The sequence below is a fragment of the Paenibacillus turicensis genome (genome assembly GCF_017873435.1).
GTDB lineage: Bacteria > Bacillota > Bacilli > Paenibacillales > Paenibacillaceae > Fontibacillus > Fontibacillus turicensis.
Genome location: NZ_JAGGKG010000009.1, coordinates 114,415 through 141,324, shown reverse-complemented (window position 1 = coordinate 141,324; position 26,910 = coordinate 114,415). Strand labels below are relative to the sequence as shown.

The 26,910-nt window shown below is 38.1% G+C and carries 21 protein-coding genes; 7 read left to right on the top strand and 14 right to left on the bottom strand.

What is annotated here, in order from left to right:
- Positions 1–266: 266 nt before the first annotated feature.
- Entirely contained in the window at positions 267–1,940 is a 1,674-nt protein-coding gene (locus J2Z32_RS11240) for a CPBP family intramembrane glutamic endopeptidase (RefSeq protein WP_210089250.1), read from the top strand.
- Between the two features lie 235 nt (positions 1,941–2,175).
- On the opposite strand, the gene uvrC is transcribed toward J2Z32_RS11240, so the two are convergent.
- From uvrC to J2Z32_RS11220, 4 genes are all read right to left on the bottom strand, one after another.
- Positions 2,176–4,032, bottom strand: coding sequence for an excinuclease ABC subunit UvrC (uvrC, locus tag J2Z32_RS11235; RefSeq protein WP_245251396.1), 1,857 nt, complete (start codon positions 4,030–4,032; stop codon positions 2,176–2,178).
- A gap of 270 nt (positions 4,033–4,302) precedes the next feature.
- Positions 4,303–4,620, bottom strand: a complete 318-nt coding sequence (gene trxA, locus J2Z32_RS11230; protein WP_210089248.1) for a thioredoxin — start codon at positions 4,618–4,620, stop codon at positions 4,303–4,305.
- Positions 4,621–4,795: 175 nt separating this feature from the next.
- Positions 4,796–5,746, bottom strand: coding sequence for a primosomal protein DnaI (dnaI, locus tag J2Z32_RS11225; RefSeq protein ID WP_210089247.1), 951 nt, complete (start codon positions 5,744–5,746; stop codon positions 4,796–4,798).
- A gap of 62 nt (positions 5,747–5,808) precedes the next feature.
- A complete protein-coding gene (locus J2Z32_RS11220; protein WP_210089298.1) occupies positions 5,809–7,341 on the bottom strand; it encodes a replication initiation and membrane attachment family protein in 1,533 nt (510 codons plus the stop codon).
- 299 nt (positions 7,342–7,640) lie between these two features.
- Between J2Z32_RS11220 and hemQ the strand changes: the two genes are divergently transcribed.
- Positions 7,641–8,396, top strand: a complete 756-nt coding sequence (hemQ, locus tag J2Z32_RS11215) for a hydrogen peroxide-dependent heme synthase (RefSeq protein ID WP_210089246.1) — start codon at positions 7,641–7,643, stop codon at positions 8,394–8,396.
- A gap of 96 nt (positions 8,397–8,492) precedes the next feature.
- Here hemQ and J2Z32_RS11210 read toward each other — a convergent pair whose 3' ends face one another.
- Together J2Z32_RS11210 and J2Z32_RS11205 are read right to left on the bottom strand one after the other, a co-directional pair.
- Positions 8,493–8,741, bottom strand: a complete 249-nt coding sequence (locus tag J2Z32_RS11210) for a hypothetical protein (RefSeq protein WP_210089245.1) — start codon at positions 8,739–8,741, stop codon at positions 8,493–8,495.
- 1 nt (position 8,742) lies between these two features.
- Positions 8,743–9,936 (bottom strand): NAD(P)/FAD-dependent oxidoreductase, encoded by a 1,194-nt coding sequence (locus J2Z32_RS11205; RefSeq protein WP_210089244.1) that lies wholly within the window; start codon positions 9,934–9,936, stop codon positions 8,743–8,745.
- A 669-nt stretch (positions 9,937–10,605) separates the two neighbouring features.
- Here J2Z32_RS11205 and J2Z32_RS11200 point away from each other — a divergent pair.
- Entirely contained in the window at positions 10,606–11,607 is a 1,002-nt protein-coding gene (locus J2Z32_RS11200; RefSeq protein WP_210089243.1) for an NAD(P)/FAD-dependent oxidoreductase, read from the top strand.
- Positions 11,608–11,819: 212 nt separating this feature from the next.
- Here J2Z32_RS11200 and sda read toward each other — a convergent pair whose 3' ends face one another.
- Together sda and J2Z32_RS11190 are read right to left on the bottom strand one after the other, a co-directional pair.
- Positions 11,820–11,963 (bottom strand): sporulation histidine kinase inhibitor Sda, encoded by a 144-nt coding sequence (sda, locus tag J2Z32_RS11195; RefSeq protein ID WP_210089297.1) that lies wholly within the window; start codon positions 11,961–11,963, stop codon positions 11,820–11,822.
- Between the two features lie 228 nt (positions 11,964–12,191).
- Complete coding sequence (locus tag J2Z32_RS11190) at positions 12,192–12,860, bottom strand: YheC/YheD family protein (protein WP_210089242.1); 669 nt, start codon at positions 12,858–12,860, stop codon at positions 12,192–12,194.
- 201 nt (positions 12,861–13,061) lie between these two features.
- Here J2Z32_RS11190 and J2Z32_RS11185 point away from each other — a divergent pair, with 201 nt between their 5' ends.
- Both J2Z32_RS11185 and J2Z32_RS11180 read left to right on the top strand, forming a co-directional pair.
- Positions 13,062–14,291 carry an AI-2E family transporter gene (locus J2Z32_RS11185; RefSeq protein WP_210089241.1) on the top strand — a complete coding sequence of 410 codons (1,230 nt, stop codon included), beginning with the start codon at positions 13,062–13,064 and terminating at the stop codon, positions 14,289–14,291.
- A gap of 30 nt (positions 14,292–14,321) precedes the next feature.
- Positions 14,322–16,967, top strand: coding sequence for a cation-translocating P-type ATPase (locus J2Z32_RS11180; RefSeq protein WP_210089240.1), 2,646 nt, complete (start codon positions 14,322–14,324; stop codon positions 16,965–16,967).
- A 66-nt stretch (positions 16,968–17,033) separates the two neighbouring features.
- On the opposite strand, the gene J2Z32_RS11175 is transcribed toward J2Z32_RS11180, so the two are convergent.
- From J2Z32_RS11175 to J2Z32_RS11155, 5 genes are all read right to left on the bottom strand, one after another.
- Positions 17,034–21,743: an RCC1 domain-containing protein gene (locus J2Z32_RS11175; protein WP_210089239.1), complete on the bottom strand. Its 4,710-nt coding sequence runs from the start codon at positions 21,741–21,743 to the stop codon at positions 17,034–17,036.
- Positions 21,706–22,410: a lipase/acyltransferase domain-containing protein gene (locus J2Z32_RS22535; RefSeq protein ID WP_210089238.1), complete on the bottom strand. Its 705-nt coding sequence runs from the start codon at positions 22,408–22,410 to the stop codon at positions 21,706–21,708. Before J2Z32_RS22535 ends, J2Z32_RS11175 begins: the two co-directional genes overlap by 38 nt.
- Before the next feature lie 65 nt (positions 22,411–22,475).
- On the bottom strand, positions 22,476–22,784 hold the full coding sequence (locus J2Z32_RS11165) for a hypothetical protein (RefSeq protein WP_210089237.1): 309 nt from the start codon (positions 22,782–22,784) through the stop codon (positions 22,476–22,478).
- 256 nt (positions 22,785–23,040) lie between these two features.
- Positions 23,041–23,283, bottom strand: coding sequence for a hypothetical protein (locus tag J2Z32_RS11160; RefSeq protein ID WP_210089236.1), 243 nt, complete (start codon positions 23,281–23,283; stop codon positions 23,041–23,043).
- 316 nt (positions 23,284–23,599) lie between these two features.
- Positions 23,600–23,956 (bottom strand): HesB/IscA family protein, encoded by a 357-nt coding sequence (locus tag J2Z32_RS11155; RefSeq protein WP_210089235.1) that lies wholly within the window; start codon positions 23,954–23,956, stop codon positions 23,600–23,602.
- Between the two features lie 410 nt (positions 23,957–24,366).
- On the opposite strand from J2Z32_RS11155, the gene mqnE reads away from it, so the two are divergent.
- Both mqnE and J2Z32_RS11145 read left to right on the top strand, forming a co-directional pair.
- Positions 24,367–25,473: an aminofutalosine synthase MqnE gene (mqnE, locus tag J2Z32_RS11150; protein ID WP_210089234.1), complete on the top strand. Its 1,107-nt coding sequence runs from the start codon at positions 24,367–24,369 to the stop codon at positions 25,471–25,473.
- Positions 25,474–25,576: 103 nt separating this feature from the next.
- Positions 25,577–25,822 carry a NifU family protein gene (locus J2Z32_RS11145; RefSeq protein WP_210089233.1) on the top strand — a complete coding sequence of 82 codons (246 nt, stop codon included), beginning with the start codon at positions 25,577–25,579 and terminating at the stop codon, positions 25,820–25,822.
- Between the two features lie 185 nt (positions 25,823–26,007).
- On the opposite strand, the gene J2Z32_RS11140 is transcribed toward J2Z32_RS11145, so the two are convergent.
- Positions 26,008–26,862, bottom strand: a complete 855-nt coding sequence (locus J2Z32_RS11140) for a MetQ/NlpA family ABC transporter substrate-binding protein (RefSeq protein WP_210089232.1) — start codon at positions 26,860–26,862, stop codon at positions 26,008–26,010.
- Positions 26,863–26,910: the final 48 nt, after the last annotated feature.

Here is a 26,910-nt window from a genome sequence, read left to right as displayed (position 1 = left end):
ATAATGAAATAGTACCAAATGGATTCAAACTTGGCTCGTATTAATATTGAAGCCTAGCCATACTTCTTGTATCATGCATTATTACCGTTTTAAACACTTTATTCCTACTTTAGATTAAACTACAGCAAGTTAAGTCAAAACAAAGGCATCGTATTGAAGTACTATGTGTATACCCTTAGTAGCACCAAGCTGTTCTTTTATGTTATCGTACAATCATAATGTTTATAAGACTTGGAAAAAATTCGATTTAGCAAAGGAGTCATTTCATGTTTACAAAATCAAATCATTCTAATGCTCGGCATAATGTAAAATCAAATAAATTATGGATATGTGCAATAATTGGACTCATTATTTTTGTTTTTGTACAACTTATCCCTAATACATCCTCTGACACGATTGGTGTAAATCAGGCAAGCAAGATCATTACAAAGGAACAGGCAAAACAAGCAGCGATTTCCTATCTCAATACAAATCTTAATATGAAGGATGAAGGGAATCAGATCACTGTTACATACGATAGTCGTCCAGATATTTATGGATATTTATCAAAAGAAGGACTATTAAAAAGTTATGGGGAGCAATATGGACAAAAATTTCCTTATGATGTTTTTAAGGTAAACTTCAAAAACCCTAATGCTGTACTTAAAGCAATCACCGTTGATGTACACATGACAACAGGAAAAGTAGTTGGCTTTGAAAAAATTAGTATAACCAATAATGAATCCAAACAACTTATGCTGCAAATCGATCCTGCTAACGCTAAGTTTCTTTTAGACCGTGAAGGTCCGATGACCGTCGCAGAAAAGGAAACAGCTGCCCTTCCTTATTTAAAGCAATTTGGTTATGAGCCTAATCAGTTGCAGCTTGATAACAATAGTAATGGGCTTGGATTACGTTATCAAGTTAAGGACTACAACATCGGTCAGTCTAAAGCCTATATTGAATTACATTTTGAATATAAAAATGTGTCTTCGATTGAAACTTATTTTGCGCCACCAGCAAGCTACAAAACGTATGTGGATAATCAAACCACTATAGCAAGCTGGCTCACGTATGCAGGATATGGTTTACTGACATTTGTATTAGCCATTCTCGCAATTATCTATAGTGCAAAAACTCGTGCTTATACCTCATTTAAACGTGGTGCATTCCTAAGTGCTTGTTACTTCATATTTTCAGTGATTGGGACTTTAAATATGTTGCCTATTTTAGAGCAAAGTGTATTCAGTCAAAGTGTGCTCATCAAATCATTAATTTTTCAGTTTGGCATTACACTCATTATGTCCTTTTCCATTTATTTTTCTCTTGTAGGTGGTGACGGATTGTACCGTGCTCAAGGGAAGATATTGTGGAAGCAAAGAAATGAAGCCAACTATGGAGAACATGTTTTGCAAGCAATGAAATTAGGTTATGCATGGGCACTTATTTTGCTAGGTGTACAGTCGATTATCTACTTCATTATGGAGCCACTTTTAGGCACCTGGTCATCCACAGATCCAACGCAATCTCCTTATAATATGGTCTATCCATTATTATTCCCATTACTTGCATGGGTAGCCGGCATAGGAGAAGAAGCCGTTTATCGATTATTTGGGATTCCGATGCTTAAAAAGATGTTCCGTAGTACTTTGATCGCTAGCATTGTGACCACTGTGATCTGGGCGTTAGGACATACGTTGTATCCGATTTATCCAATTTATACAAGACCGATTGAGCTTCTCTTTATCGGACTCATATTTAGCTTTATTTTTATAAAGCATGGTTATATTGCAGCCATGTTTGCCCATGTTATTTTTGACAGCATCCTAATGGCATTAAGCTTAATTCTTATGGGAGGTAGTGTGAACTGGATCGCGGGGATATTCTATATGGTGTTACCTGCAATCGTTGCCTATGTGGTTTATCGATTTAATCGTGCTAAGATAGCTAGTATAGGTTAATAACTTTAGTTAGACACTTCGAGACTAATAGAAAAAAGAAGCTGGGATTAAGTCCGGCTTCTTTTTTTTGTAAATTACTGAAGTTGAGTTTTATCTACATATTCCTTAAATTTTTTATATGATTCCTGTATATCATGTATACGAATATCTTGATTATCAGAGTCTCTTATGTTAGGAATAGGCACTACTCCATAATTAGAGATTTGAGATAAAATAGGTACAAAAACTACCTAAATTATTCACCGTCATGCAATGCTTCTAAAATTTGTGTCGCTAGCTTATCCCCAATCGATAATGGACGGAAATCCTCCACGGTCGCTTCTTTAATTTTTTTGAGTGAACCAAAATGCTTAAGCAGCGCTTTTCTGCGTTTTTCTCCAATGCCTGGAATCGCATCAAGCTGTGACACGACCATCGATTTCGCACGTTGCTCACGATGAAATGAGATGGCAAAGCGATGCACCTCATCTTGAATACGTTGTAGCAAATAGAACTCTTGGCTATCGCGTGGCAAAGAAACCGGCTCAGGTGGATCACCAATCATTAACTGTGCGGTTTTATGCTTGGCGTCCTTCACTAGTCCGCAGACAGGGATATCTAACCCCAGCTCGTTTTCAAGCACATCGATCGCGGCTGTAATTTGACCTTTCCCACCATCAACGACAATTAGATCAGGTCTAACCAACCCTTCCTTTAATACCCGCTCATACCGCCTGCGAATGACCTCACGCATCGTCCCATAATCATCAGGTCCTTCAACTGAACGTACCTTGTATTTACGATAATCCTTTTTAGACGGCTTCCCATCGATAAATACAACCATCGCAGATACAGGATTCGTACCTTGAATGTTAGAGTTATCAAATGCTTCAATCCGCGATAATGATTCAAGACCAATATGGCGTCCTAAATTTTCTGATGCCTTTAAGGTTCGTTCCTCATCCCGCTCAATTAAACGGAACTTCTCATCTAAGCTTACCTTGGCATTATCCTCTGCCATCGTAATCAACTGCCGTTTTAAGCCACGCTTCGGTACTAACACCTTGACCCCTAACCATTCCTGTAGCGCAACTGCGCCACTAGCTGGGTCAAGTAAAGCATCTGTTGCTTCATCACCAGACTCCCCTACCTCAGCTTTAATCTGGTCTTCAATCTCAATCCCCTTCAGCTCTGGCAAAATAATTTCCTGCGGAAGTGCTGGATTATCACTGTAATATTGCGTCACATAAGATAAGAAATCACTATAAGCATCACCATAAAACGGAAAAACAGAGGCATGTCGTTCGATCATTTTACCTTGACGCATGTACAAAATTTGTACACACATCCAGCCTTTATCGACTGCAAAGCCAAACACGTCCCGATCCTTGGCATCCTTCATCGTAATTTTTTGCTTTTCCATTAAGGCATCAATACTTATAATCTGATCCCTTAATTCCTTCGCACGCTCAAAATACAATTCCTCAGCAGCTTCATGCATTTTACGTTCCAGTTCCTTCTTGATTTCCTCATGTCCACCACTTAAAAACTTCTGAATCTCCGAGGTGATTTCATCATAACTAGACTGATCAATCTCCTGTACACAAGGGGCTAAACATTGCCCCATATGATAATACAGACATACTTCCTTTGGCAAAACATTGCATTTACGCAAAGGATACATGCGATCCAGTAGCTTTTTCGTTTGCTGGGCTGCATAACCATTAGGATACGGTCCAAAATACTTGGCCTTATCCTTTACGATTTTACGAGTTACCTCCAATCGTGGATGTAGCTCATTTGTTATTTTTATATATGGAAAAGTTTTATCATCCTTTAAAAGTACATTATAACGAGGATAATATTTCTTTATTAAATTACATTCAAGAATAAGTGCTTCCATGTTACTACCAGTCACAATATATTCGAAATCCCGAATATCTGTAACTAAACGTTGAGTTTTACCATCATGACTACCTGTAAAATAGGAACGAACACGATTTTTTAAAATTTTTGCTTTACCTACATATATAATAGTACCTTCGCGGTTTTTCATTAAATAACAACCTGGTAAATCGGGCAACAGAGCTAATTTATGGCGAATACCTTCCATCGCCTTTTCCCGTTCCTCTTCTCGTTCCGCTAACGACTCAGCATCAACAACCTGTTCAATTTCTTGCTCATTTTCATGCTGATTTTCATTGAAATATTCATTCTCATTATCATGTTCATGCTCCATGTTAGTTCTCCCCCTTCCCTGCATTACTTTCTCTATTATACAAACAAACGTTCCAAAATACACATTACTTTGTAATTACAGCAACGAAAAAACCTCCGGACAACTGTACCGGAGGTTTTACTGTTGATTAGCTTCACATCACCATTATTGGTGTTTAGCCACTAATTCCTTCAGCTTATCTTTAGAATTAAGGCCTACTACTTTATCTACTGCTTGACCGTCTTTGAACAAGATCATTGTAGGGATACTCATTACGCCAAAACGGGAAGCAGATTCAGGGTTTTCATCTACGTTTACTTTTGCAATTTTTACGGAATCACCAAGATCACCAGATAAATCCTCAAGAATTGGTGCTAGCATTTTACAAGGTCCACACCATGGAGCCCAGAAATCAACTAGAACTACGCCTTCGCTTTCTACTTCACCATGAAAGGATTGGTCAGAAACGTTAACAATTGCCATAATTAGCACACTCCTTATATATAAGTCTGTCATCTTAGTTTAACCTGTTTAGGGTAAAACATAAATTATATACCGAAAATCCACCCACTATTTTATAAAAGGTGGTTACTTAATTATAGCACATTTTATTTTTAAAGCAACCTCATGACAAGAAGACCAGCTCTTCTGACTTTAATTAAGACCGACGTTTATTGCTACCTTTTATTTGAAGCACATCTACAAATGGGGCAATACGATCCATAATCCGTTGTCCTTTATGGACGTCTTCGCCTTCCTTGTTCGTAAAGGCAAGGTGCTTTTCTAACATGGACAATGAATAATTGGAGGTATAAAAAGTAGGCTTCCGATTCATTCGATAATTTAAAATTGCACCTAAAATATGATCGCGTACCCACGGGTTCAAATTTTCCGCACCAATATCGTCAAAAATCAACAAATCAACTTCCTTCATTAGCTCCGTGGTTTCCTTTAGCTTCCCATTATCCTGCATCATGGACTTCAAATCCTCTACAAAATCAGGCATATAAACAATTGCACCTGTATATCCCGCCTTTGCTAACTCATGCAGCATATAACACATCAAAAAGGTTTTGCCTGTCCCAAAGCTCCCCTCCATATATAACCCTTTGGGGGACAAGCCTTGCTCCTTAGTTTGTTCAATATATTGAAATAGCTTATATACAGCGGGACTTCTGTCACGGTCCTTGCCCATAATCTCAACTTCACTATAGCCCTCGCTTAAAGCACGCTCATCCACATAAAAGCTTGTTATTTTTTCCTTGATCAACTGTTCCTTTTCACGCATCACCTGAAGCTGACAAGGCACTTGACGATCTACGATGGTGGAGACACCACCTTGAGCTTCTACACTAATTTTCGTGAAATGCCCAGGGAAATCATTAGGACAACGATCAAGACCAGGGCACTGGCTACAATGCTTATCATCCTTCACACACTGATATAATTTCGCCATATTTAATGTAAGCTGCTTCTCTGTAATTTCAGGATGTTCATTCCTGAGCTTTAACACAAGTGGATCGTTTAACAAGGAGGTTGTTAGCTGCTCTGTTCGTTTGCGTAGCTCCGTATTTTTCATTTGTGATAATAGATCACCTAGTGATTCCATCGTTAGATTCACCTCCTCTGACATTTAGTGTAGCTATTTTAAATAAAGAGTCCTAATTACTGCTAGGACTTTTTCTTCGCCTTTTCAAGCTGCTCCGCTGCCTTCATCATTTGGACAAAATCTTCCTCTGAAAGTTCATTTCCTTGATCTGAGTGCTCAACTACAGGAATATACGGTTTTGCATTTTCCTTCCGTCCTGTATAACCTTTTTTGCTACGTCCTTTATTAGCCCCTGCCTTACCTTGCTCTTGCTTATTTTTTACCTTAGATTGCTCACGAATATAATGAACCGCTTTTTCATACGTATCAATTTGCTTTAATAACATATTTGAAGCAATTGCATCTACAAAATTCCGATTAATTCGCTGATCGCCACCTTGTGTAAGCAGGTTCATTAAATAATGAATAAGTACATTAATAACTTCACCAGGTAAACGATAATTCAAATCAACTTTTTCAAAAATATCCATTAAGTTATCAGGAACAGCACCAGGGAAAAAGGTTTTAAGTAAGCGTGTATAGGGCTCATTGCGAAGCATCATATTATATTGATGAATATCACATTTACTGCGGAATTGCGGAGGAACCTCCACATAATATTCCATTTGTACTGCAACTTCCTCTTGAATTTGCTCCTGTGCTTTTGTTGCACTAGCCTCCTGCTGCTCTGCACGCAAAGACACCACTTTATTATAAGTAACCTCTCGTTCCTCCCGCCGACGTTTCCCTTGTCTAAACTGTACATTCGCTTTATGCTGAAGCACTTCAAGCAGCAAATTGCCATTTGAATCAAATACGCCATCTTCATCAAGCAATCGACATAGATCAGGCGCAGCTAACTCATATTTATGTGCTACATAATTTACCGTTGCCATGCCCTCGTGATTAAAACGTAGGCTTTCAACATAAGTACGATTATGAGATTCACGCGGAAAACGTAAGATAATATCTGCATAATTTAGTTTATTTTCTATTTGACTAGGCTGCTCATTCATTCTTGAAATTGCCGTTTCAGCAATCGCCTGCTCTAATTCATAATCAATGACATGTGTATTTAACTCAAATATTTCATAGAAAGGAACTGAAATATTTTCTTTATTATGTGAAGTATTCCATTCCTCTGGCTCTGCACTAAATAACTTCTCGCGTAAGGACAACAATGCAAATTTGCCTAGCTTGTCCCGCAACAGCAACGTTAAATGTTGTGTTCTAAAAAATTCTGTAGGTGATAACGGAGCTTGAAGCTCATATTCATACATATAATCATCATGCTCTGGAATATATAAACGACTGGTCTGTAGTAGTCCTACTGCCTCTAAACAAGACGCTTGCTCGATTAAAAATTTACGTCCCTTCTCACTAGGCTCTATTCCTAAGGTAAGAAATAATCCTCTTTGCTGCTCAATACTAGAATAGCCCACCTGCTCCATAGGAACCTGCTCCGCCAATACTCGATACAATGCCACCGCAAATGCACCTAACATCGGCTGATAAACCATATTAAGCATTCTAGATTCCAAAGGACCAATACAAAAATCGCGGTACACAAGGTAACGGTGATTTTCTGTGAAATTCAGAATGTGACTCATTCGCACGGCTTTCATCGCCTACTTTCTAACCTTAAATCTGTAACCCATCTAACCTATTCTATCATAAAAATAGTGGCTTAAAAGAGGCTCAACATAGAAATTATTGGTTGAGAGGAAGCAAAACCGATAACTATTTAATTCAAGGAAATCAGACTGTAACAGGGGTCGAAGCCACCCTCTGCACCGTAGCTGCTTTCCCCCTGAAGTTAGCAACCTTGTACCGATACAAAAGAAATTATATAATCTAAGAAGGTGTATCATGAGTTTATCATGATATGACATGTAAATGTAGAGGTGATTATATAATGAACGAAGCAGCCTTAACCCTTGAAGGTTGGTATGCGCTTCATGATTTTAGATCCATGGATTGGAACGCTTGGAAGAGAGCAGATGATGAGGAGCGTGCAGGTGCACTTGAGGAGCTACATACCTTTTTACAAGAGTGGGGTAGCGTCGAGGAAGAGCACAAAGGTAGCTCTGCTGTATATTCCATCATCGGACAAAAGGCAGATTTCGTATTTATGCATCTACGTGAATCCCTAGAAGAAATCAATAAGGTGGAAACCGAGTTTAATAAAACGACCTTTGCTGGCTACACTCATAAAGCATATTCTTATGTTAGTGTAGTAGAATTAAGCAACTATTTAGCTTCAGGTAATGGTAACGATGAGGACCCAATGCAAAATCCTCATGTTAAAGCTAGATTGTTCCCGATCCTACCGCAGTCCAAACATATTTGTTTTTATCCTATGAATAAAAAACGGGATTTAAACGACAACTGGTACATGCTTTCGATGGAAGAACGTCGAGACATGATGCGTAGTCATGGCATGATTGGACGTAGCTATGCAGGTAAAGTGAAGCAGATTATTACTGGCTCGGTTGGCTTTGATGATTGGGAATGGGGCGTAACCTTATTTTCCGACGATGCCCTCCAGTTTAAAAAGCTTGTATATGAAATGAGATTTGATGAGGTAAGCGCTAGATATGGTGAATTTGGCTCCTTCTTCGTAGGGAATTTACTTCATGAACAAGGCTTTGAGGATATGTTAAAGCTATAAATGAAGATCAAGCAAAGTTAACAAAAGGCTATACCTAAGATGATGTCCACCTTAGGCATAGCCTTTTTATATTAGACTTTTTGATTAAGTTATTGTTTAATCCTGCTCTTCATTTTGCTGTAGTGAAGCCAAATAATCTGCCGTTTGCTGGTCACGTTGTCTACTTTTTTCCTTAAGACGTTCAATCGCCGGCAAAATTAAAATATCCACCTCTTTTTGCACTGTATATGCAAAATCGTATTGCTGCATCGATTCAAGGTAGCCACCTAGCTCCATCAGTGCATGATAACGATCCAGCTCTTCTCTCGTCAGCAATCCCCGCACCTGAACACTACAGTGTCTCATCTTAGAGGAATCTGCCTTTTTTCAAAACTAAACCAATACCACCAATAATAAATAAGTAGCGCATATCTACTACCTTTTTCAATTGAGCAGCAATCCAACCTTTGTATTTTTTACCAAATGCTGATGCTACTGCCTCCCCTTTACCTAAGGAAGCTACTGTACCTTTATTACTAAACACAAATTTCTTAAATTCTTTGCCCCGAATTGCCGCAACGACGTTTTGCGCACACACAACACCTTGCTGCATCGCAATTTGCGCTGTAGGCGGGTAAGGACGGCCTTCCTCATTAAACATCAAAGAGTTATCCCCAATAATAAATACATTGTCATGCTCAGGCGCCTGTAAGAAATCGTTGATTTTCACACGTCCACGTGCAGTTTCAAAACCAGCAGCTTCAATCAATCGATTACCACGAATACCACCTGTCCATACTACTGTTGCTGCCTTAATTTCTTCTCCTGTTGCAAGCAACACACCATCAGCAGTACATTCCTTAATTGCTACACCAATTTTGAATTGAACTTTTTTCTTCTTTAATACATCCATCGCATATTCCACTAATTCAGGATCAAAGCCTGGCAAAGCAGTTGGTGCTGCCTCAACATTGTATATATTAACAAGATTAGGATCTACATCATATTCTTTACATAGCTCAGGAATGCGGTCCGCCAATTCAGCAACAAACTCGATTCCACTAAAACCAGCTCCACCAACGACAAAATTTAGACATTCTGTCCGGCTCTCATCCGCTTTATATAAAGCAAATTGATATTCAATATGTTGGCGAATAAAACGAACAGAGTTAATGCTACGAATGGTCATCGCATGCTCAGCTAAACCTGGGATACCAAATGTTTCAGGCTCTCCACCTAATGCAATCACTAAATAGTCGTAAGATAACGTTCCATCCTGCAAAACAACCTTTTTCTCAGCAAGACGAATTTCTTGAACATTAGACTTTACAAGATCAATTTTAAATTCATCTATTAATTTAGAAATAGACACACGCGTATTATCAATGGAATCTGTACCCGCAGCAGGCATGTGAAGATGGGTTGTAAAATAATGATAGTCATGACGATTCACTAATGTCACATCAGCTTCATTATAGTTTAATTCTTTTTGTAGACGTTGGGCAGTTAATATACCACCATATCCAGCTCCAAGAATTACAATTTTAGGTATGGTACTCATTTTAGTTCTCCTTTATGGCTTAAGCCTTCTATATTTGTTGTTTAATAGCACAAAACTTATAGTAAATAATGTGAAAATTAACACACAGGGTTGCACAATAATACTACATCCTATTCAATGGAATAAAATATAATAACGTTTTAGTAGCCAACAACATATTATGCAAAAAAAATCTGAGATATTTATCACAGTTTATTTTAAACAATTTTTGTCTTTCAATCAAAAAATACTGATTTTTTCAACTAAATGTACGTTTTTTGTCACAATGTTTCACACATACATCTGAATGATATCGACTTTTCCACAAAAGATCAAGTCTTTATTTACAGTATTTTTGTATAAATTTCCCTGCTCTAAGGGTGTGTTTTTTATTACCTTTGCAAGTTCTCAACGGATGTTTATAATAAAGTAGAAATGACATTATAAATTAAGCTCATTACAAACCAGTACTTGACAACGACTAGAGGCTAGAAGCTACGATCCAGAGAGTTCTTACGATTGTTGTTAAAATCATATTCCTTTTGTTGAAGTAGTTTATTGGTGGAATTTGATTTTAAAAGACAATCTCCAGAATCTCCCTGTCTCTTCGCTAGTTTGAGTTGGCTGTCAAGCACTGATTTCAATAATCGAGCCATAATTTACTGTTAAAATATATGGAGGTGTTTACTCGTGTCACCAACTCATCCAACTAGCGAACCTACTGATCTGCTTATTATCGGTGGAGGTCCCGCAGGGATGTTCGCTGCTTTTTACGGAGGTATGCGCAAAGCTTCCGTTACATTAATTGAAAGCATGCCACAGCTTGGAGGTCAGGTAGCTGCACTCTATCCTGAGAAATATATTTATGATATAGCCGGTTTCCCTAAAATCACAGGCCAAGAGCTTGTTGATAATTTAAAGGAACAGCTTAAATTGTTTAACCCCGATATCCGATTGGAAGAAAAGGTTTTACAAATTATTAAACAAGATGAACGTCATTTTATAGTAAAAACGGACAAGACTGAGCATCATGCCAGAGCAATCATCATTACAGCTGGCGTTGGTGCATTTGAGCCGCGCAGACTTGATGTTGAACATGCATCTAAATTTGAGAAAGCTAATCTTCATTACTTTATTAGTGATCTTAACCAATTTGCAGGACGCAGGGTTGTTATTAGTGGTGGTGGCGATTCTGCTGTGGACTGGGCACTTATGCTTGAGCCAATCGCAGAAAAAGTCACGTTAATTCATCGCAGAGATAAATTCCGTGCGCATGAACATAGCGTTGAACAATTGCTTGCATCTAAGGTAGAGGTAATCACACCTACTGAAATTACAGCACTTCATGGGGAAGAAAAAATCTCTAGTGTTACATTAACCCATGTGAAAAGTAAAGAAACACAACAAATTGAAGTTGATGATGTTATCGTTAATTTTGGATTTGTATCTTCATTAGGTCCAATTGCAGAATGGGGACTTGATATTGAAGGAAATTCAATTGTTGTGGACTCTCGTATGGAAAGCTCAATTCCAGGTATTTTTGCTGCTGGTGATATTACTACATATCCAGGTAAGCTAGATTTGATTGCCGTTGGTTTTGGTGAAGCGCCTACTGCAGTTAACAATGCAAAAGTTTATATCGATCCTGAGGCGAAGCTATCCCCAGGGCATAGTAGTAATTTGAAGCTCTAATCCGCTATTATTAGGATATAACATAAAATTTAATGTTTTAAAAAAAGGGTATCTTGTTTATACGAGTTCATTCGTACAACAAGGTACCCTTTGCCATGCTGTCCAATTGGCTGTGGACAACTTTAGCCATAACCTGCTTGTCCACAATTCGTGGATACAAAAATTGATTGTATTACTCACACATGCACGTCCTAACCCATTCTTAGTATTTACTAATGAACAATACAAACCTTCTCTGTAGTTAAATTGCGACGATGAATCTCTGCCAATAGCAGTGCGATAAAATCATGATCTAACTGCATTTTATTCGCCATGTAGTAGGATTCGAGCAGCATCTCATCACTCAACATCGCCATTGGTAACACATCCTTTCTTAGTTTACGTTTCAATCATAACAAGATTTATTCAGTAGAACAAGCGTTCTTCTTATCCACATATGCCTGTGGAAATCCTGTGAATAATTTGTTGGTAAGGTTGGCAAATGCTTGTGGATTATAGTGGTATAATGTGGATAAAAGTTATTCACAGGATAGTACTTGTCGGTTTTTGCGTTTAATATCTTGCTAAACCCCTTTTTCTTACAATTATTGCGGTCTAGTATTCACTTCAAAAATCCATATTTTCCCACTTTTGTCTAGTCCATAATCAAATCCTAATTCACCGATACCAGGAAAAGAAGATTCAAGGATACCGATGCATATATTTGTCAGATTCCGCATTTCCTTACGTTTCGAAGCTGCAAACTTTTTACTTCTAAAAGAACGAGTTAGCCCTTCTCTTGCACTTAGTTGTGTCCCACCCTTGCATAAGTTGGTAACAAAAAGTCCTGGTCTTGCCAATCTACCTACCATTGATCGATAAATCCAATTTCCTTCAGGCTGTTTAGCTACTTTAACTCTATAATCAATAGGACGATTATGAATACGTGCTAATTCGATTCCTTGTTGGATCATATATTTCCGTCCTACCTTCACTTTATTTAATGCCCGAAACATCTCATTAAAGTTACGAAAACTTCTCTTCTTCGCAAAATAAGTAAACGTATACACACCCATGTAATACGTTATTTTGATGACACCATATCCACCACCACCCACAAGTGGCTTAATGACAACCATGCCAAATTGATGTAACATTTGTTGCAAATCGTGTTCACTATACATTCGGGTTTGCGGAATGTGAGGTGCTACTTCCCCATGCTGCAGTAATGCTTCCGTTTTGAGCCACTTATTTGCTAGCTGTCTTCCTGCCATTGATCCATGCCCCCTTTCAGCTTTATATCCTATACATACTCAGCTAGGGCAATTTGTTCCTGTATGATTGTCCAAGGCATATGCCTTTTTTGAATTTTCTGAAACCAAATGAATTTTATACGTATTATTTATATAGGATAGGAGCACAGCTATATTTAGAAGAGAGAACTATATTTTATAAATAGGGGGCGCTAAATATTAATGGCAGCAGATTCTTCAACTCACAGCACTAGGAATAATCGTTTCTTTCAATTTTTCATTAACAATCGGCTTGTTGTTTTTCTCCTGATCTTGCTTCTAATTGGTCTAAACATTTTTATCTTTTCAAAAATTTCATTTATATTTAATCCACTTACTGTTTTTATTAAAACGATTTTGTTCCCGATTTTACTCACAGGGGCGCTTTACTATTTGCTTAATCCACTTGTGAATATCCTTGAAAAAAGAAAAATTCCGCGTGTTTACACGATTATTGCTTTATATCTAAGTATCGCACTTCTTATTACCTTATTATTAAACACCGTTATTCCGCTTGTGCAGGAGCAAATTAATTCATTAATTCTGAATTTCCCTAGATACAGTCAGGAAGTGCAGATCCAATTTGAGAGCTTAGTAGGTAGTGACCTATTTGGAAAAATATCAAGCACGAGTGGCTTTGATCCCTCTAAAATTGGGCAAACGGTAGCAGACCAAGCAACCTCATTATTTAACGGTGCAGTTAGTGGTTTAGGCGGATTTATTGGTGCAGTGAAAGACATTATTTTAACGATTGCTACCATTCCGTTTATTTTATTTTATCTATTAAAAGACGGCAAAAAGTTACCTGGCTTTATTTTACGATTTGTTCCTGTAAAGTTTCGTAAACAAAGTGGTCGTGTCATGGCTGAAATGAATGATCAGATCAGCTCTTATATTCGTGGTCAGATTATCGTTAGTATGTGTATCGGTTTATTGTTATATATCGGCTTTTTGATTATCGGAATAGAGTATTCGCTTGTTTTAGCAATTATTGCCGCTTGTACATCGATTGTGCCTTATCTCGGTCCAGCTATTGCGATTACCCCCGCATTAATTATTGCGATCGTAACTTCACCAATGATGTTACTTAAGTTAATCGTAGTATGGACCGTTGCTCAATTTGTGGAGGGAAAGTTTATCTCACCTCAAATTATGGGTAAAACGTTAAAAATCCACCCGATTACAATTATTTTTGTCATCTTAACTGCGGGGAACTTATTTGGTTTCCTTGGTATCATTTTGGCGGTACCAGGTTATGCTGTCTTAAAGGTCATTTGTACACATCTGTTTCACTGGTTCGAGCGAAGAACGCATTTATATGATGAAGAGCCAGAGCTCGTAGAGATGAATGAGAATGAAAACAATGAAGTTGTGCTAGAACCAAATAAGTTAAACGAAATCAATACACCTTAATGAACTTTACTACCTAAGGGGCTGGTTTTTTTGGAACACTATCGACATAGTGTAGACAAGACACTGCAAGTGGTACAAAGCTCTGTATCAGGACTTACAGATGAAGAAGCTTCGGCACGCTTACAAACTAATGGCTACAACGAATTAAAGGGAAAAAGCAAAACACCAATTTGGAAATTATTCCTTGAAAATTTCAAGGACCCTATGGTTATTGTGTTGCTAATTGCTGCGGGCGTGCAGGTTGTTTTAGGTCATCTAATTGAATCCCTCATTATTTTTTTAGTTATTGTGCTCAATGCAATTATAAGTGTTGTCCAAACAAAAAAAGCTGAGGGCTCCCTCGATGCGTTAAGGCAAATGTCTGCCCCTCAAGCCAAGGTCATTCGCAAGGGCGAAAAGAAAACGATACCGGCTAGGGATCTCGTTGTGGGTGATATCGTCTTACTTGATGCTGGAGATTATGTGCCTGCGGATGGACGGATCATAGAAGCGGGTAGCCTTAAGGTTAATGAAGGAATGTTAACCGGCGAATCCGAACCTGCCGAAAAAAATGTGGAGCAGCTTCAAGAAGAGGCTCCCATTGGTGATCGCCTGAATATGGTATTTAGCGGATCGCTTGTTGTGTATGGACGAGGTGTTTTTGTAGTTACAGGGACAGCATTAGATACAGAAATCGGGAAGATAGCTCAGTTAATTGAAAATGCTGAGGCGAAGGAAACCCCGCTACAGCGTAAGCTTGAAGCTTTTAGTAAAAAGCTAGGTTTTTTCATTCTTGGCTTATCTATTCTTATTTTTGCCGTTGAGGTAGGCCGGGTTTGGTTAGTGCAGGGGACAGAAAATATCGGTACATCCGTCATTAATGCGGTAATGTTTGCAGTTGCGGTTGCCGTGGCTGCCATTCCAGAAGCCCTTTCTTCCATTGTGACGATTGTATTGTCTTTAGGAACAAATAAGATGGCAAAGCAACACGCCATTATTCGTCGCCTTCCTGCTGTAGAGGCGTTAGGCTCTACAAGCATTATTTGTACAGATAAAACGGGAACACTCACGCAAAACAAAATGACGGTTGTGGATTATTATATTCCGCATGGAACCAAGGATGAATTCCCTACTAATCCTGAGGAGTTATCCAAAGAGGAGCAAAGGTTGCTACATATTGCGGTGCTTTGTAACGATTCCAATATTAATCAGGAGGGCAAGGAAATTGGTGACCCAACTGAGGTTGCCCTTATTGCCTTTAGCAATCGGATGAACAAAGATTACCGTGAAATTAGAGATCAATTTCCGCGTGAAGCTGAGCTGCCTTTTGACTCGGATCGCAAGCTGATGAGTACCGTGCATACGTTTGAGGGAGTACCTGCTCTATTGACTAAAGGTGGACCTGATGTCTTGTTTAATCGTTGTACAAGGGTATTTATGCATGGTGAGGTCAAGCCGTTAACAGATGAGATTCGTAAACAGTTTGAAGAGCAAAATGAAGCCTTCTCGAAGCGAGCCTTTCGTGTGCTTGCCTATGCCTACAAGCCAATTCAAGATCAAGATCCACTTACGCATGAGGATGAAAATGATTTAATCTTAGTTGGTTTAACGGCAATGATTGACCCTCCTCGTGAGGCTGTATATGGCTCGATTGCGGATGCAAAAAAAGCTGGTATCCGAACGATCATGATTACAGGTGATCACAAGACGACCGCCCAAGCGATTGGTGTTGATATTGGACTTGCTAAACCTGAAGATATCGCTGTCACAGGTAGTGAATTAGATCAAATGTCCGACGTGGAATTGGATGAGAAGCTAGAGAAAATTTCTGTATATGCTCGTGTTTCTCCAGAAAATAAAATTCGTATTGTTACTGCATGGCAGAAAAAGGGTAAGGTTACAGCGATGACAGGCGATGGTGTTAATGATGCACCTGCTCTTAAACAAGCAGATATTGGCGTTGCAATGGGAAGTGGTACGGATGTGGCTAAGGATGCTTCTGCCATGATTTTGACGGATGATAACTTCGTTTCCATTGTCCAAGCGGTTCACGTGGGGCGTATGGTATTTGATAACATCAAAAAATCGATTGCTTATTTGTTTGCAGGCAACCTTGGTGCTATTACCGCTATCTTAGTTGCACTCGTTTTAGGTTGGGTTAACCCATTTACCGCGTTACAGCTTTTATTTATTAACCTTGTTAATGATTCTTTACCCGCTATCGCGTTGGGGACTGAAAAAGCTGAGCCGGACGTCATGGCGCGGAAACCACGTGACATTAATGAAGGTATATTTGCAGGTGGAATGCTTCAAACGGTATTAATTAGAGGTTTACTTATTGGCGTTGCTGTTATTGTCTCACAATACATTGGGCTTGGCATATCACCAGAAATGAGTGTCGCAATGGCATTTACAACGTTGATATTGGCACGCACACTTCAGACATTTACAGCAAGATCCAATACACAGACCATCGTACAGGTTGGGTTCGCAAGTAATAAGCTTGTGCTTGGCTCCATTTTGATTTGCCTCTGCCTTTATAGCGCCACCTTATTGCCTGGGATAAGATCAATTTTTGCGATTCCTGACGCGTTTGGTTGGGATGACTTCCTCATTGCGGGTGGCTTGGCGTTAGGAGCCGTTATTTTGATGGATGTGGTTAAATGGGTGCGTAACCATACTTATAAGCAAGGCTAATTGTAGTGTAGAGAAAGCTATAAAAAGACCTCCAGAACATTAGTTTACTGGAGGTCTTACTTTTAATTAATTAACTAATAACTCATTCATATCAATTGAATTTTTTTCGCTTTCTAGTATCTCTATCATAGGACTATTAATATAAGTTTCACCTTCTTCATTACTAAAATTAATAATAATCTCTACATTTGAATTCTCTAATAAAACACCTAAATCTTCAAATGTGATATAACCTTCATTATCTGAGGTAATATGAACATTCCCTAACAAAGTACCTTCTACATCCCCTATAATCTTAGCCACTATTTTTGCCCCAGGAATAGGTTCTCCATTACTGTCAAGTATTCTAAGCACTGGCTGAACATCCAAAATTTCTCCATTAATTACACTCGTTGAAGGTAGCGTCACAAGCTCTATCACTGTTTTTGGCTTATCGATTGATATTTTAAGAGTGATTGCTTCTTGTTTATTAAATCCTTCAAGTTCAAAATTTAAAGTGTATAATCCTCCATCATCAAATGTTAAAGGTAAATACGCAATTCCTTCATTAAATTTTATATCTTCTACACTAGCATTAACATTCAGTTGATTAGAGTTTGAAGTATGATACTTAGTAATTTTAAGTTTACTGATACCAGTATATAAATTGTCTATCACCTCATCTGCATTATAAACAGATAATGTTACTGTAACTTGGCCACTCTTCATTTCGGTACTATTATCCATTTCAACAGTAAAATATGATGGTAAAGTAGTCAAGCTAAATGTATTTAAATTATCAGATACTGGAACCATTATTGGGATTAAACTTTCACTTAAACCTCCATCTCCCAGCTGACCTCTATCATTCCGTCCCCAAGCCCATATACTTCCATCTGCTTTAACGGCATAACTTGCCGTCTCGCCTCCTGCTACTCCAACAACTTCCTTCATATTCGGTACCTGAACAGGTATCGTTCTGTTTGTTTTTGTGCCGTCTCCCAGTTGACCATATGTGTTCAATCCCATTGCCCACATAGTTCCATCCGTTTTTACAATTTGAGTTGTATCCATGCCTCCAGACATCGTCTTTACACCACTCATGAGCTTCGTCGGTTGAACTATTCTATTATAGTTGTGTGTACCCCAGTACCAAAGTTCGCCTTCCTGTGTCAATGCCATGCCATGAATTGAACCAGCGGCTATACGCTTCACATTGCTTAGTCCCTTAATTTGCATTGCTTTGACTTGGGAATATACACCAGTACCTAGCTGAAGCTCCCAACCATCTCCCCAGGACCATACTGTTCCGTCACTTTTCAAAGCCAATGCATACCGGTTATTAGTAGCGATCTGACTCACACCTGTTAAATCATTAATTTTCTCTGGTTTAACAAGGGAATACCCACCAGGACCATATCCCCAAATCCATACTGTTCCGTCTTGCTTTAGGGCATAACTACTCTTTGAGCCTGCAGTGACGGCTATAACATTTTCCAGGTCAGGTACTTGTACCGGGGTTAACGACGATACCGTATCTCCGGTTCCCAATTGGCCATTAACGTTATTACCCCAGGTCCACACTGTCCCGTCGTGCTTTAACGCCAGGCTGTGCTCTGCTCCAGCACCTACCATCACCATGTCACTTAATCCTTCTACCTGCACCGCTGTCGTTTTATTCGTTTTTGTTCCATCTCCCAGTTGACCTTGCGCATTATCGCCCCATGTCCATACACTTCCGTCTGTTTTTACATGCACAACATGATGACTCGACGTTGCTAGTCCTGCATCTTCTTGAACTACACCTTCTTCAATCCCAATTTTAAGCCACCTCGGTTCGGACCATTCTGACCAAGCTGCCTCATCCTTTACCCGAACCTGTATCTTCAGCGCCTTCCCTCTTGGTAGTTCTTCGTTCACTGTCCATGCATTACTGTCCTGTGTAATTGACTGATTGACGATACCTGTGTCCAACAGGATCTGGTCCACTCCATCCATAATTTGGACTTGGTAGGCTGTGAACACTGTTTGAGCATCATCCTTCTGATTCCAAAGAATCGAAGGATAATTGATATTCGATATAGAAGGTGATGCTTGACTTCCAGTAGGATAGCCTAATGTAACACGAGGTGCACTGTTGTCTAGTACTTTTACCGCTGTTAGACGGTCCGCAATTGTCCCATCTCCCAACTGACCTCTGTCATTCCGTCCCCAAGACCACACACTTCCATCTGCTTTAACCGCATAACTCGCCGTCTCGCCTCCTGCTACTCCAACAACTTCCTTCATATTCGATACCTGAACAGGTATCGTTCTGTTTGTTTTTGTCCCGTCTCCCAGTTGACCATATGTGTTCAATCCCATTGTCCACATAGTTCCATCTGTTTTCACAATTTGAGTTGTGCCCAAACCTCCAGACATCGCCTTTACACCACTCATAAACTTCATCGGCTGGGCTATACCGTTATTGTAAGGTGTACCCCAGTACCAAAGTTCGCCTTCCTGTGTCAATGCCATGCCATGAATTAGACCAGCTGCAATACTCTTCACATTGCTTAGTCCCTTGATTTGCGCTGCTTTGACACGGGAATATTCACCATTGCCTAACTGAAGGTCCCTACCGTAGCCCCAGGTCCACACTGTCCCGTCGTGCTTTAACGCCAGGCTATGCTCTGCTCCTGCCGCGACCATCACCATGTCACTTAATCCTTCTACCTGCACCGCTGTCGTTTTATTCGTTTTTGTTCCATCTCCCAGTTGACCTTGCGCATTATTACCCCATGTCCATACACTTCCGTCTGTTTTTACTCTAATGGAGTGATTCGCACTTGAGTCCAATAGTATGAGTGCAGTTTTTTCTATATATGTTGCTTCTTCTGATGAGTTTTCTGCCTCATCCCTAGCAACAATTTTAATAGTATAGATAGTATTTCGATTTAGATTGTTAAAGGTATATTCTGTATCCCTTGTTGTCCCAACAAATTTAGAGTTGAGATACATATCGTAGCCAACAACCTCTACGTTATCAGTTGAAGGGACCCAACTTATTTTAATTTGTTCATAATCTCTAATTAGTGTTTTTATACTTTCAGGCTTAGATGGTGGAGTTTTATCAACTTTCGCTTCCCCTGATATCGTTTCACTCTCATTAAAGACGTTATCTAAAGCTTTCGCATAAACTTGATGCAGTCCTTCAGTACTAATAATCACAGGTTCTTTATAATCAATCCAATCTGTACTGTCATTGATTTTATATTGGTATTTTTGGAAACCACTATCTGCATCCGTTGAGTTACTTAAAGTAATACTTACAAATTTATTCGTCCATTTTAATGGCTCTATAGTCATTGTTGGTTTAGTAGGCTTTGTAGTGTCTACTTTTATTGTTTCAGTTAAAACTTCAGAATCATTTCGGTTTTTATCTCTAACAAAAGATTCAAAATTATATATTCCTGTATTAGGAAGCGGAATTGGATTAATGTATTCTTCAGTTTCAGAATCATTTACTTTGTAAAAAATTTTATAGACACCTGATTCTTCATCTTTTCCTTCTAAATTATAATGAGCACCAACTCCATACCATTCATTTACTCCCTTAACACCGTCCATATGTGAGCTAATAGTTGGAATTGTCTCGTCTTGAGTACCATTTAAATCTAGTTCTACTGCAGGAGTTACAGTACGATCTATTGTTCCATCCCCGTTGTCATCGATTTGAAGTGTAATTTTTCCGTTTCTATCTGTACCAGAAGTAAAAATAGAATTAGGTGTTACTGGAATGCTATCAAACCTTACTGTTTTTTCCTCTATATCTTCTTCATTTGACCAAATTAAAGAATAGGTCATTTCTCCATATCCAGTTCCTTTTAGACTAACACTATATTTCCCATCATTAAGAAATGCAATTTTGGTTTCACCATCAGTATAATAACTTCCAAAAGGTATATTTTCCTCATAGGTATTTTTTCCAGTTGATCCAAGATGATTACCATCACTATCAACAACACTTAGTTCTACTGGGCACTCTATCTTTAATTTCAAAGTCTTAGTTGATTGTGTAGATTTCCGAATATTCGCCTCCAACTTCCCAGGATTTCCCTCAAGAATATTTTCAATCTGTTTCTGTACATTCTTATTTCCTGGTAATTCAGAATGTTCTTCTTGTATATAATATGTTTTATTAGCTTTAAGTAATCCTCCAACATTGGCACTAATAACTGGAACAGTTCCATCCCCTTGAACTGTTTTCAAATCTGTAATAGACATATCTGGAGATCCTGGATTATTATAGGAATTAAAAGTCATACCACCAATAGTTCCAATCTTATCTCCGATAATATGATATGAATCCACAGTATTTACATTTGTAATAATTCCTAAGTTATCATGAAATTCCTCTGCCTCAGAAAGTAATTTTTTATTTATCCAACTGGTTTCAGTTTCAAAAAATGTTTTTGTACTTTTGTAGTCTTGTATTTTTTCTTTTTTAGGACGTGGATTATTATATGTAATAAATAAATGTTTTGAAATATAATAAGTTTTATTTACTGAAAAATAACTTTTATTAGGTAATAGTTGATAAGCAGATGATATATTTCGCATAATACTTTTTAACTTCTTGCCAACAATAAAATCGTTTAGCTGATCTCCTGTTGCATTACCAGTTTCAAAAATATATGCTGCTTTAGGTGCCCCTAAAAATGGCGTTCCAATAGTTATTAATTTATCAACGTCTTTTCTATTACCTTGATTAAGATATTCAGTTGCTACTACCCCCCCCCATACTGTGAGCAACAATAAATATCTTACTAGAAGGTGATTTCTTTTTCTCCTTATCTATAACATTCTTTAGTAGGCTAGCATTTTTAGATGCACCATTTCTCCAATCATATCCAAAATCAACCACATGATACTTGACATCTAAAAATTTATGTAAAGAATTATAGTATTTGGGCACTGGTAACCCAGCACTTAGTTCTACAATTTGTTCTCCATTACTGTTCATGGCTAATTTTCCTATTTTATTAGTGGCAGCAATCGGGTTTATTGTATCTGGAATCCAAACCTTTTCATTTCCATCATATAATTCTGAAGCCATAATCCCTGGAATTAGAATGACCCGATGTTTATATACATTGACAACACATTCTCCTGTAAAATTAGAAGAATCTAGTGGTGTAATTACAAATTTATAATCACCTTCTTTATCAGCTTTGTAGTCCATTGTATTGCTCTGTTTTGCATCAACATATCTTACATCTATCTCTTTTCCGTTATAATAAATTGATATTTTAGTATAGTGAGAACCATCATCAAAACCATAATGAATTTTTATAGTTTTACCAAACTCTACTTTATATTCATCTGCCCAAACATTAGTGCTAGCATTCACTATAGGTAAATAAGAATTAAAAATATTCAAAAAAATAATAAGTACACAAAATGAGACAAAGATTTTCTTCATAAACAACATCCTTTTCTTTATTTTTCCAACTAATTTCGAATCTTCTAAGATTTATTTATACTATTTTATAAAAAACTAGCTATAATATCTCCAATCACAGGAAATAATAAAAATGAAAGGGTAAATACTACAAAATATCTCCTTGTTATTTTTCTACTTCCTTCTTTTTTTACCATGTATAAATAACAAAAAATATTTAACACTAAAATAGCAATTAAATATACTAATGGAATCCAAATTGGACCTGGATCCCAAACAATAAATGAAGCATTTTTATTACCTATACTCACTAAAACTGCTAATAATAATGAACAACTTATAAATCCACTAATACTACCGAATATTAAAAACAAAACTTTTAGTAGTAATTTCAATTATTAATCCTCCTTTCTATAATCTAATGTGGTAATTATACAAGATACATGAAGTCGAATACTGTCGTAATTTGTAATAAATTATATAATTAGTTCAAGCTACCAACATTTCATGTGACTTCTGAAATCTTTTAATTAGTAAGTGTACTGTGTTAAGTTTAATTCTCTATTATATTTTAGAAAAACCACCTTCCTATTGAGTAATATTTTTACATTTTTTATTAACACGGTACAGTGTTTAAATTGTTTTAATACACTAATTAGTATCTGACACCCCGAACGTCTGATTTTCCGAGGATATAAATTTGTGTTCCTCATAGCGCACACGATCGTATTTCATATACGAAACATGATCTCGTAATATTTGCATTGTAATTTCGTGAACATAGACCACATCCGGATGGACCTCATTAAGCCATTCAAGAAAATACCGGTAGTGCTTCTTATAGTCTGATAAAGTCCGCTCACGAAGCCCTTCCGATTTTTTAACGCTGATCACTAAGTCTAATCCTTGCTCAAACGTCAGGGTGGGATATTCCTGTAGAGTCCTCGCGCCTACTGGTACGCGTCTTTCTCTCTTTTTTAACGACACAAAAAGACCTCCATATACGAAATATTATCGAGATAATACCCGCGGAGGTCGTAGTCCACAACCCGGAAACGAATAATTTAGGGTTGTTAATGTTCAATAATCGGGGTTGTTAATGCGCGTTTTTCCGTTGTAATCCACAACCCTCGTCTATTTAAGTTACCGTAATTCTCGTTACGCTCACGTTAAGATCAACGTAATAAAATCCCCGTTAGATCAACGATTATCAATCGCAAACCTCAGGCTTACCTTCCTCATTCCGCATTTTAAATGACTGTCCACAGCCACAGGAAGCTACTGCATTTGGATTATGAATGGTAAAGCCGCCACTCATGCCAGATTCCTGATAGTCAATTTCAAGTCCGTTTAAAAAACGTACACTTTCCTTATCTACAACGACCTTGACGCCTTTGATATCCATAAATACATCTTGATCACTTTCTTCATTGTCAAGTCCCATGCCATAAGAGAACCCGCTACATCCACCTTCATTAACGCCTAAGCGCAAAAACATATTTGGTGTTTCATCCTGTGCAATCATGTCTTGAATACGTGCTAAGGCACTATCTGAAATATTAATCATTATATAACCTCCTATAATTAAGGCTCAATCTTGAAATCAGTACATGACAACCACCCATGCTAGCGAAGAGACAGAGGGATTCTGGAGATTGTCTCTTAAAATCAAATTCCACCAACTTATTTATTCCAATAAAAGGAATATGATTTTAACAACAATCGAAAGAACTCTCTGGATCGTAGCTTCTATCCGCCAGTCGTTGTCAGGTATTGATTTATAAATAGAGCCAAAATAATTAATCAAGCTTATATTTTAAGTATACTCCTTTTGTCACCCAATAGTAAATGAATGAGCAAATGTGATATTTTACACAGACATACATAATATTCAGCAGTAACATTTGTTGCCCTTCTATGAAATGGAGGTTTATAATAGAATGAGCTTTGGATTTAGGAAACGGAGGTAGCTTGCTAATGTTAACAGTCGAAACAACAGGTATGGATAAAAGAATGGCTGAGATTGTAGAGAAGGTAACACATGGAGAACGATTAAGCCTCGAAGATGGCGTTTATTTATATAAAAGTGATGATCTACTCACCATCGGTCAACTGGCAAACCAAGCAAATTTAAAGAAAAATGGTAAAAAAGTATATTTTATCGAAAATATGAGTCTTTACTTCACCAATGTATGTGAATCGTATTGTGCTTTTTGTAATTTCCGCAAGGATCAAGGTGAAGAAGGGTCCTATACGTTATCTGGTCAACAAATGGTGGATTACGTGAATCAGCATATTCATCCCAACATTCGTGAGTTTCATATCGTAGGTGGACATAACCAGCATGTGCCGTTCCAATATTATGTGGACTCCTTACAAGCATTGAAGGACAACTTCCCAGATGTAACAATTAAGGCTTATACCGCAGCAGAAATTGACTTCTTTACACGCATTAGCGGCTTATCGATTACAGAGGTGCTTAGAGAGCTACAAAAAGCAGGCCTTCAAACCCTCACTGGTGGTGGTGCTGAAATCTTATCAGATCAATACCGTGAAAAAATGAAGGTGGATAAAGCAAACGTGGAGCGCTACTTAGAGGTACACCGCACCGCACATCAGCTTGGTATGAAAACACATACCACCATGCTATATGGCTCAATTGAATCTCATGAGGATCGGATTCGCCATATGCTGCATGTCCGTGATTTGCAGGATGAAACTAATGGCTTTATGGTCTTTATTCCATTATCTATGCAGCCACGCAACAAAAATGCAGGCATTATGCGCCGTAATTCTGCTTATGAAGACTTGAAGACATTAGCGATTAGTCGCTTGATGATAGATAATATTCAGCACATTAAGGCGTATTTCATTAACATTGGCGTACAGCTTACCCAAGTCGCAATGTCCTTTGGTGCATCAGATGTGCATGGTACGATTGTGAAGGAAAGAATTAGCCATGCCGCAGGTGCTTTGACACCAGAAGGCTTAACACGTAAAGAATTAATTTGGCTCATTCAAGGTGCTGGTCGAATTCCAGTTGAGCGTGATACGTTCTATAATGAGATTAAAGTTTACGAATAAAAAGAACAGCTGAGATTAACTTAGAACTTTTTAACTGTGATCTGAGCCATTTAAATTTAAACTTTTTTATACTATAATAGGGGAAAGAAAGGAGTTGAAACTAATGAGTGAAAAAACACATGACCAATTGTATGATGAAGTATTGGAAGTGTTAGATAAACTTCGTCCGTTCTTACAACGTGACGGTGGCGACGTGGATCTCGTAGATGTTGAGGACGGGATTGTAAAATTGAAACTGCTCGGCGCATGCGGCGGTTGCCCAAGCTCCACCATTACTTTAAAAGCAGGGATTGAACGCGCCTTGTTCGAAGAAGTTGAAGGTGTAGAAGAGGTCGTTCAAGTATTTTAATAAATAGCAGGACTCGATAAAGCCGGTATCTCACTACGAGATGCCGGCTTTATTTAGTACAGGCTAATACCAGTATGTGCAGTGAAAGACAGCCGTCTTCAGAGAAACACTAATGTACAAAAAAATGCCCGCCCTCATCAGAGCGGACATTTTACATACCGTATTTTGGTTAAAAATACCTCAACTTAAAATACAGGGACTAACGCACCTTTGTACGTATCGTTGATGAAGGTTTTTACTTCATCGGAAGTTAAAGCCTTCACTAGCTTTTGGATAGCATCAGAATCTTTATTGTCTGGACGAGTTACAACAATGTTTGTATACGGAGAATCCTTATCTTCGATAAATAAAGCATCCTTCGTTGGGTTAAGTCCTGCTTCAATTGCAAAGTTTGTATTGATAAGTGCAAGGTCAACCTCATCTAACTGACGTGGAAGCATAGCCGCATCATTTTCAGAAATAACAAGATTTTTAGGATTTTCTACAATATCATTTTTAGTTGCTTCATTTCCTACACCATCTTTTAGCTTAATTAAGCCTTGTTTTTGTAGCAATAGCAATGCACGACCACCATTTGTTGCATCATTTGGAATCGCAACCTTTGCTCCGTCTGGAATCTGGTCAACAGATGTAATATTTTTAGAATAAGCACCAAATGGCTCAACGTGAATACCTGCAACAGAGACTAAATCAAAGTTGTTATCTTTATTTTGTTGATCAAGGTAAGGTTGATGTTGGAAATAGTTTGCATCAAGCTGTTTTTCAAACAATTGACGGTTAGGCTGATTGTAATCAGTGAACTCGATTACCTTCAAATCCACGCCTTCTTCCTTCAACTTAGGTGCAATAAACTTCAAAATATCAGCATGTGGTACAGTTGCGCCTACTTTGAGTTCCACCGTTTCTGTCTTTGTATTATTACCTGCGGCTGCTCCAGTATCAGAACCTGTTGTACCTGCCTTATTTTCTGCCTTGCTGCCACATGCAGACAACACCAACACAAGTGCTAAAGTTAAAAACGTTAATGTCCATTTTTTCATACTAAGATTCCCCCTAAAAGTGTTTTTAAAATAAGGTTGGTATACATG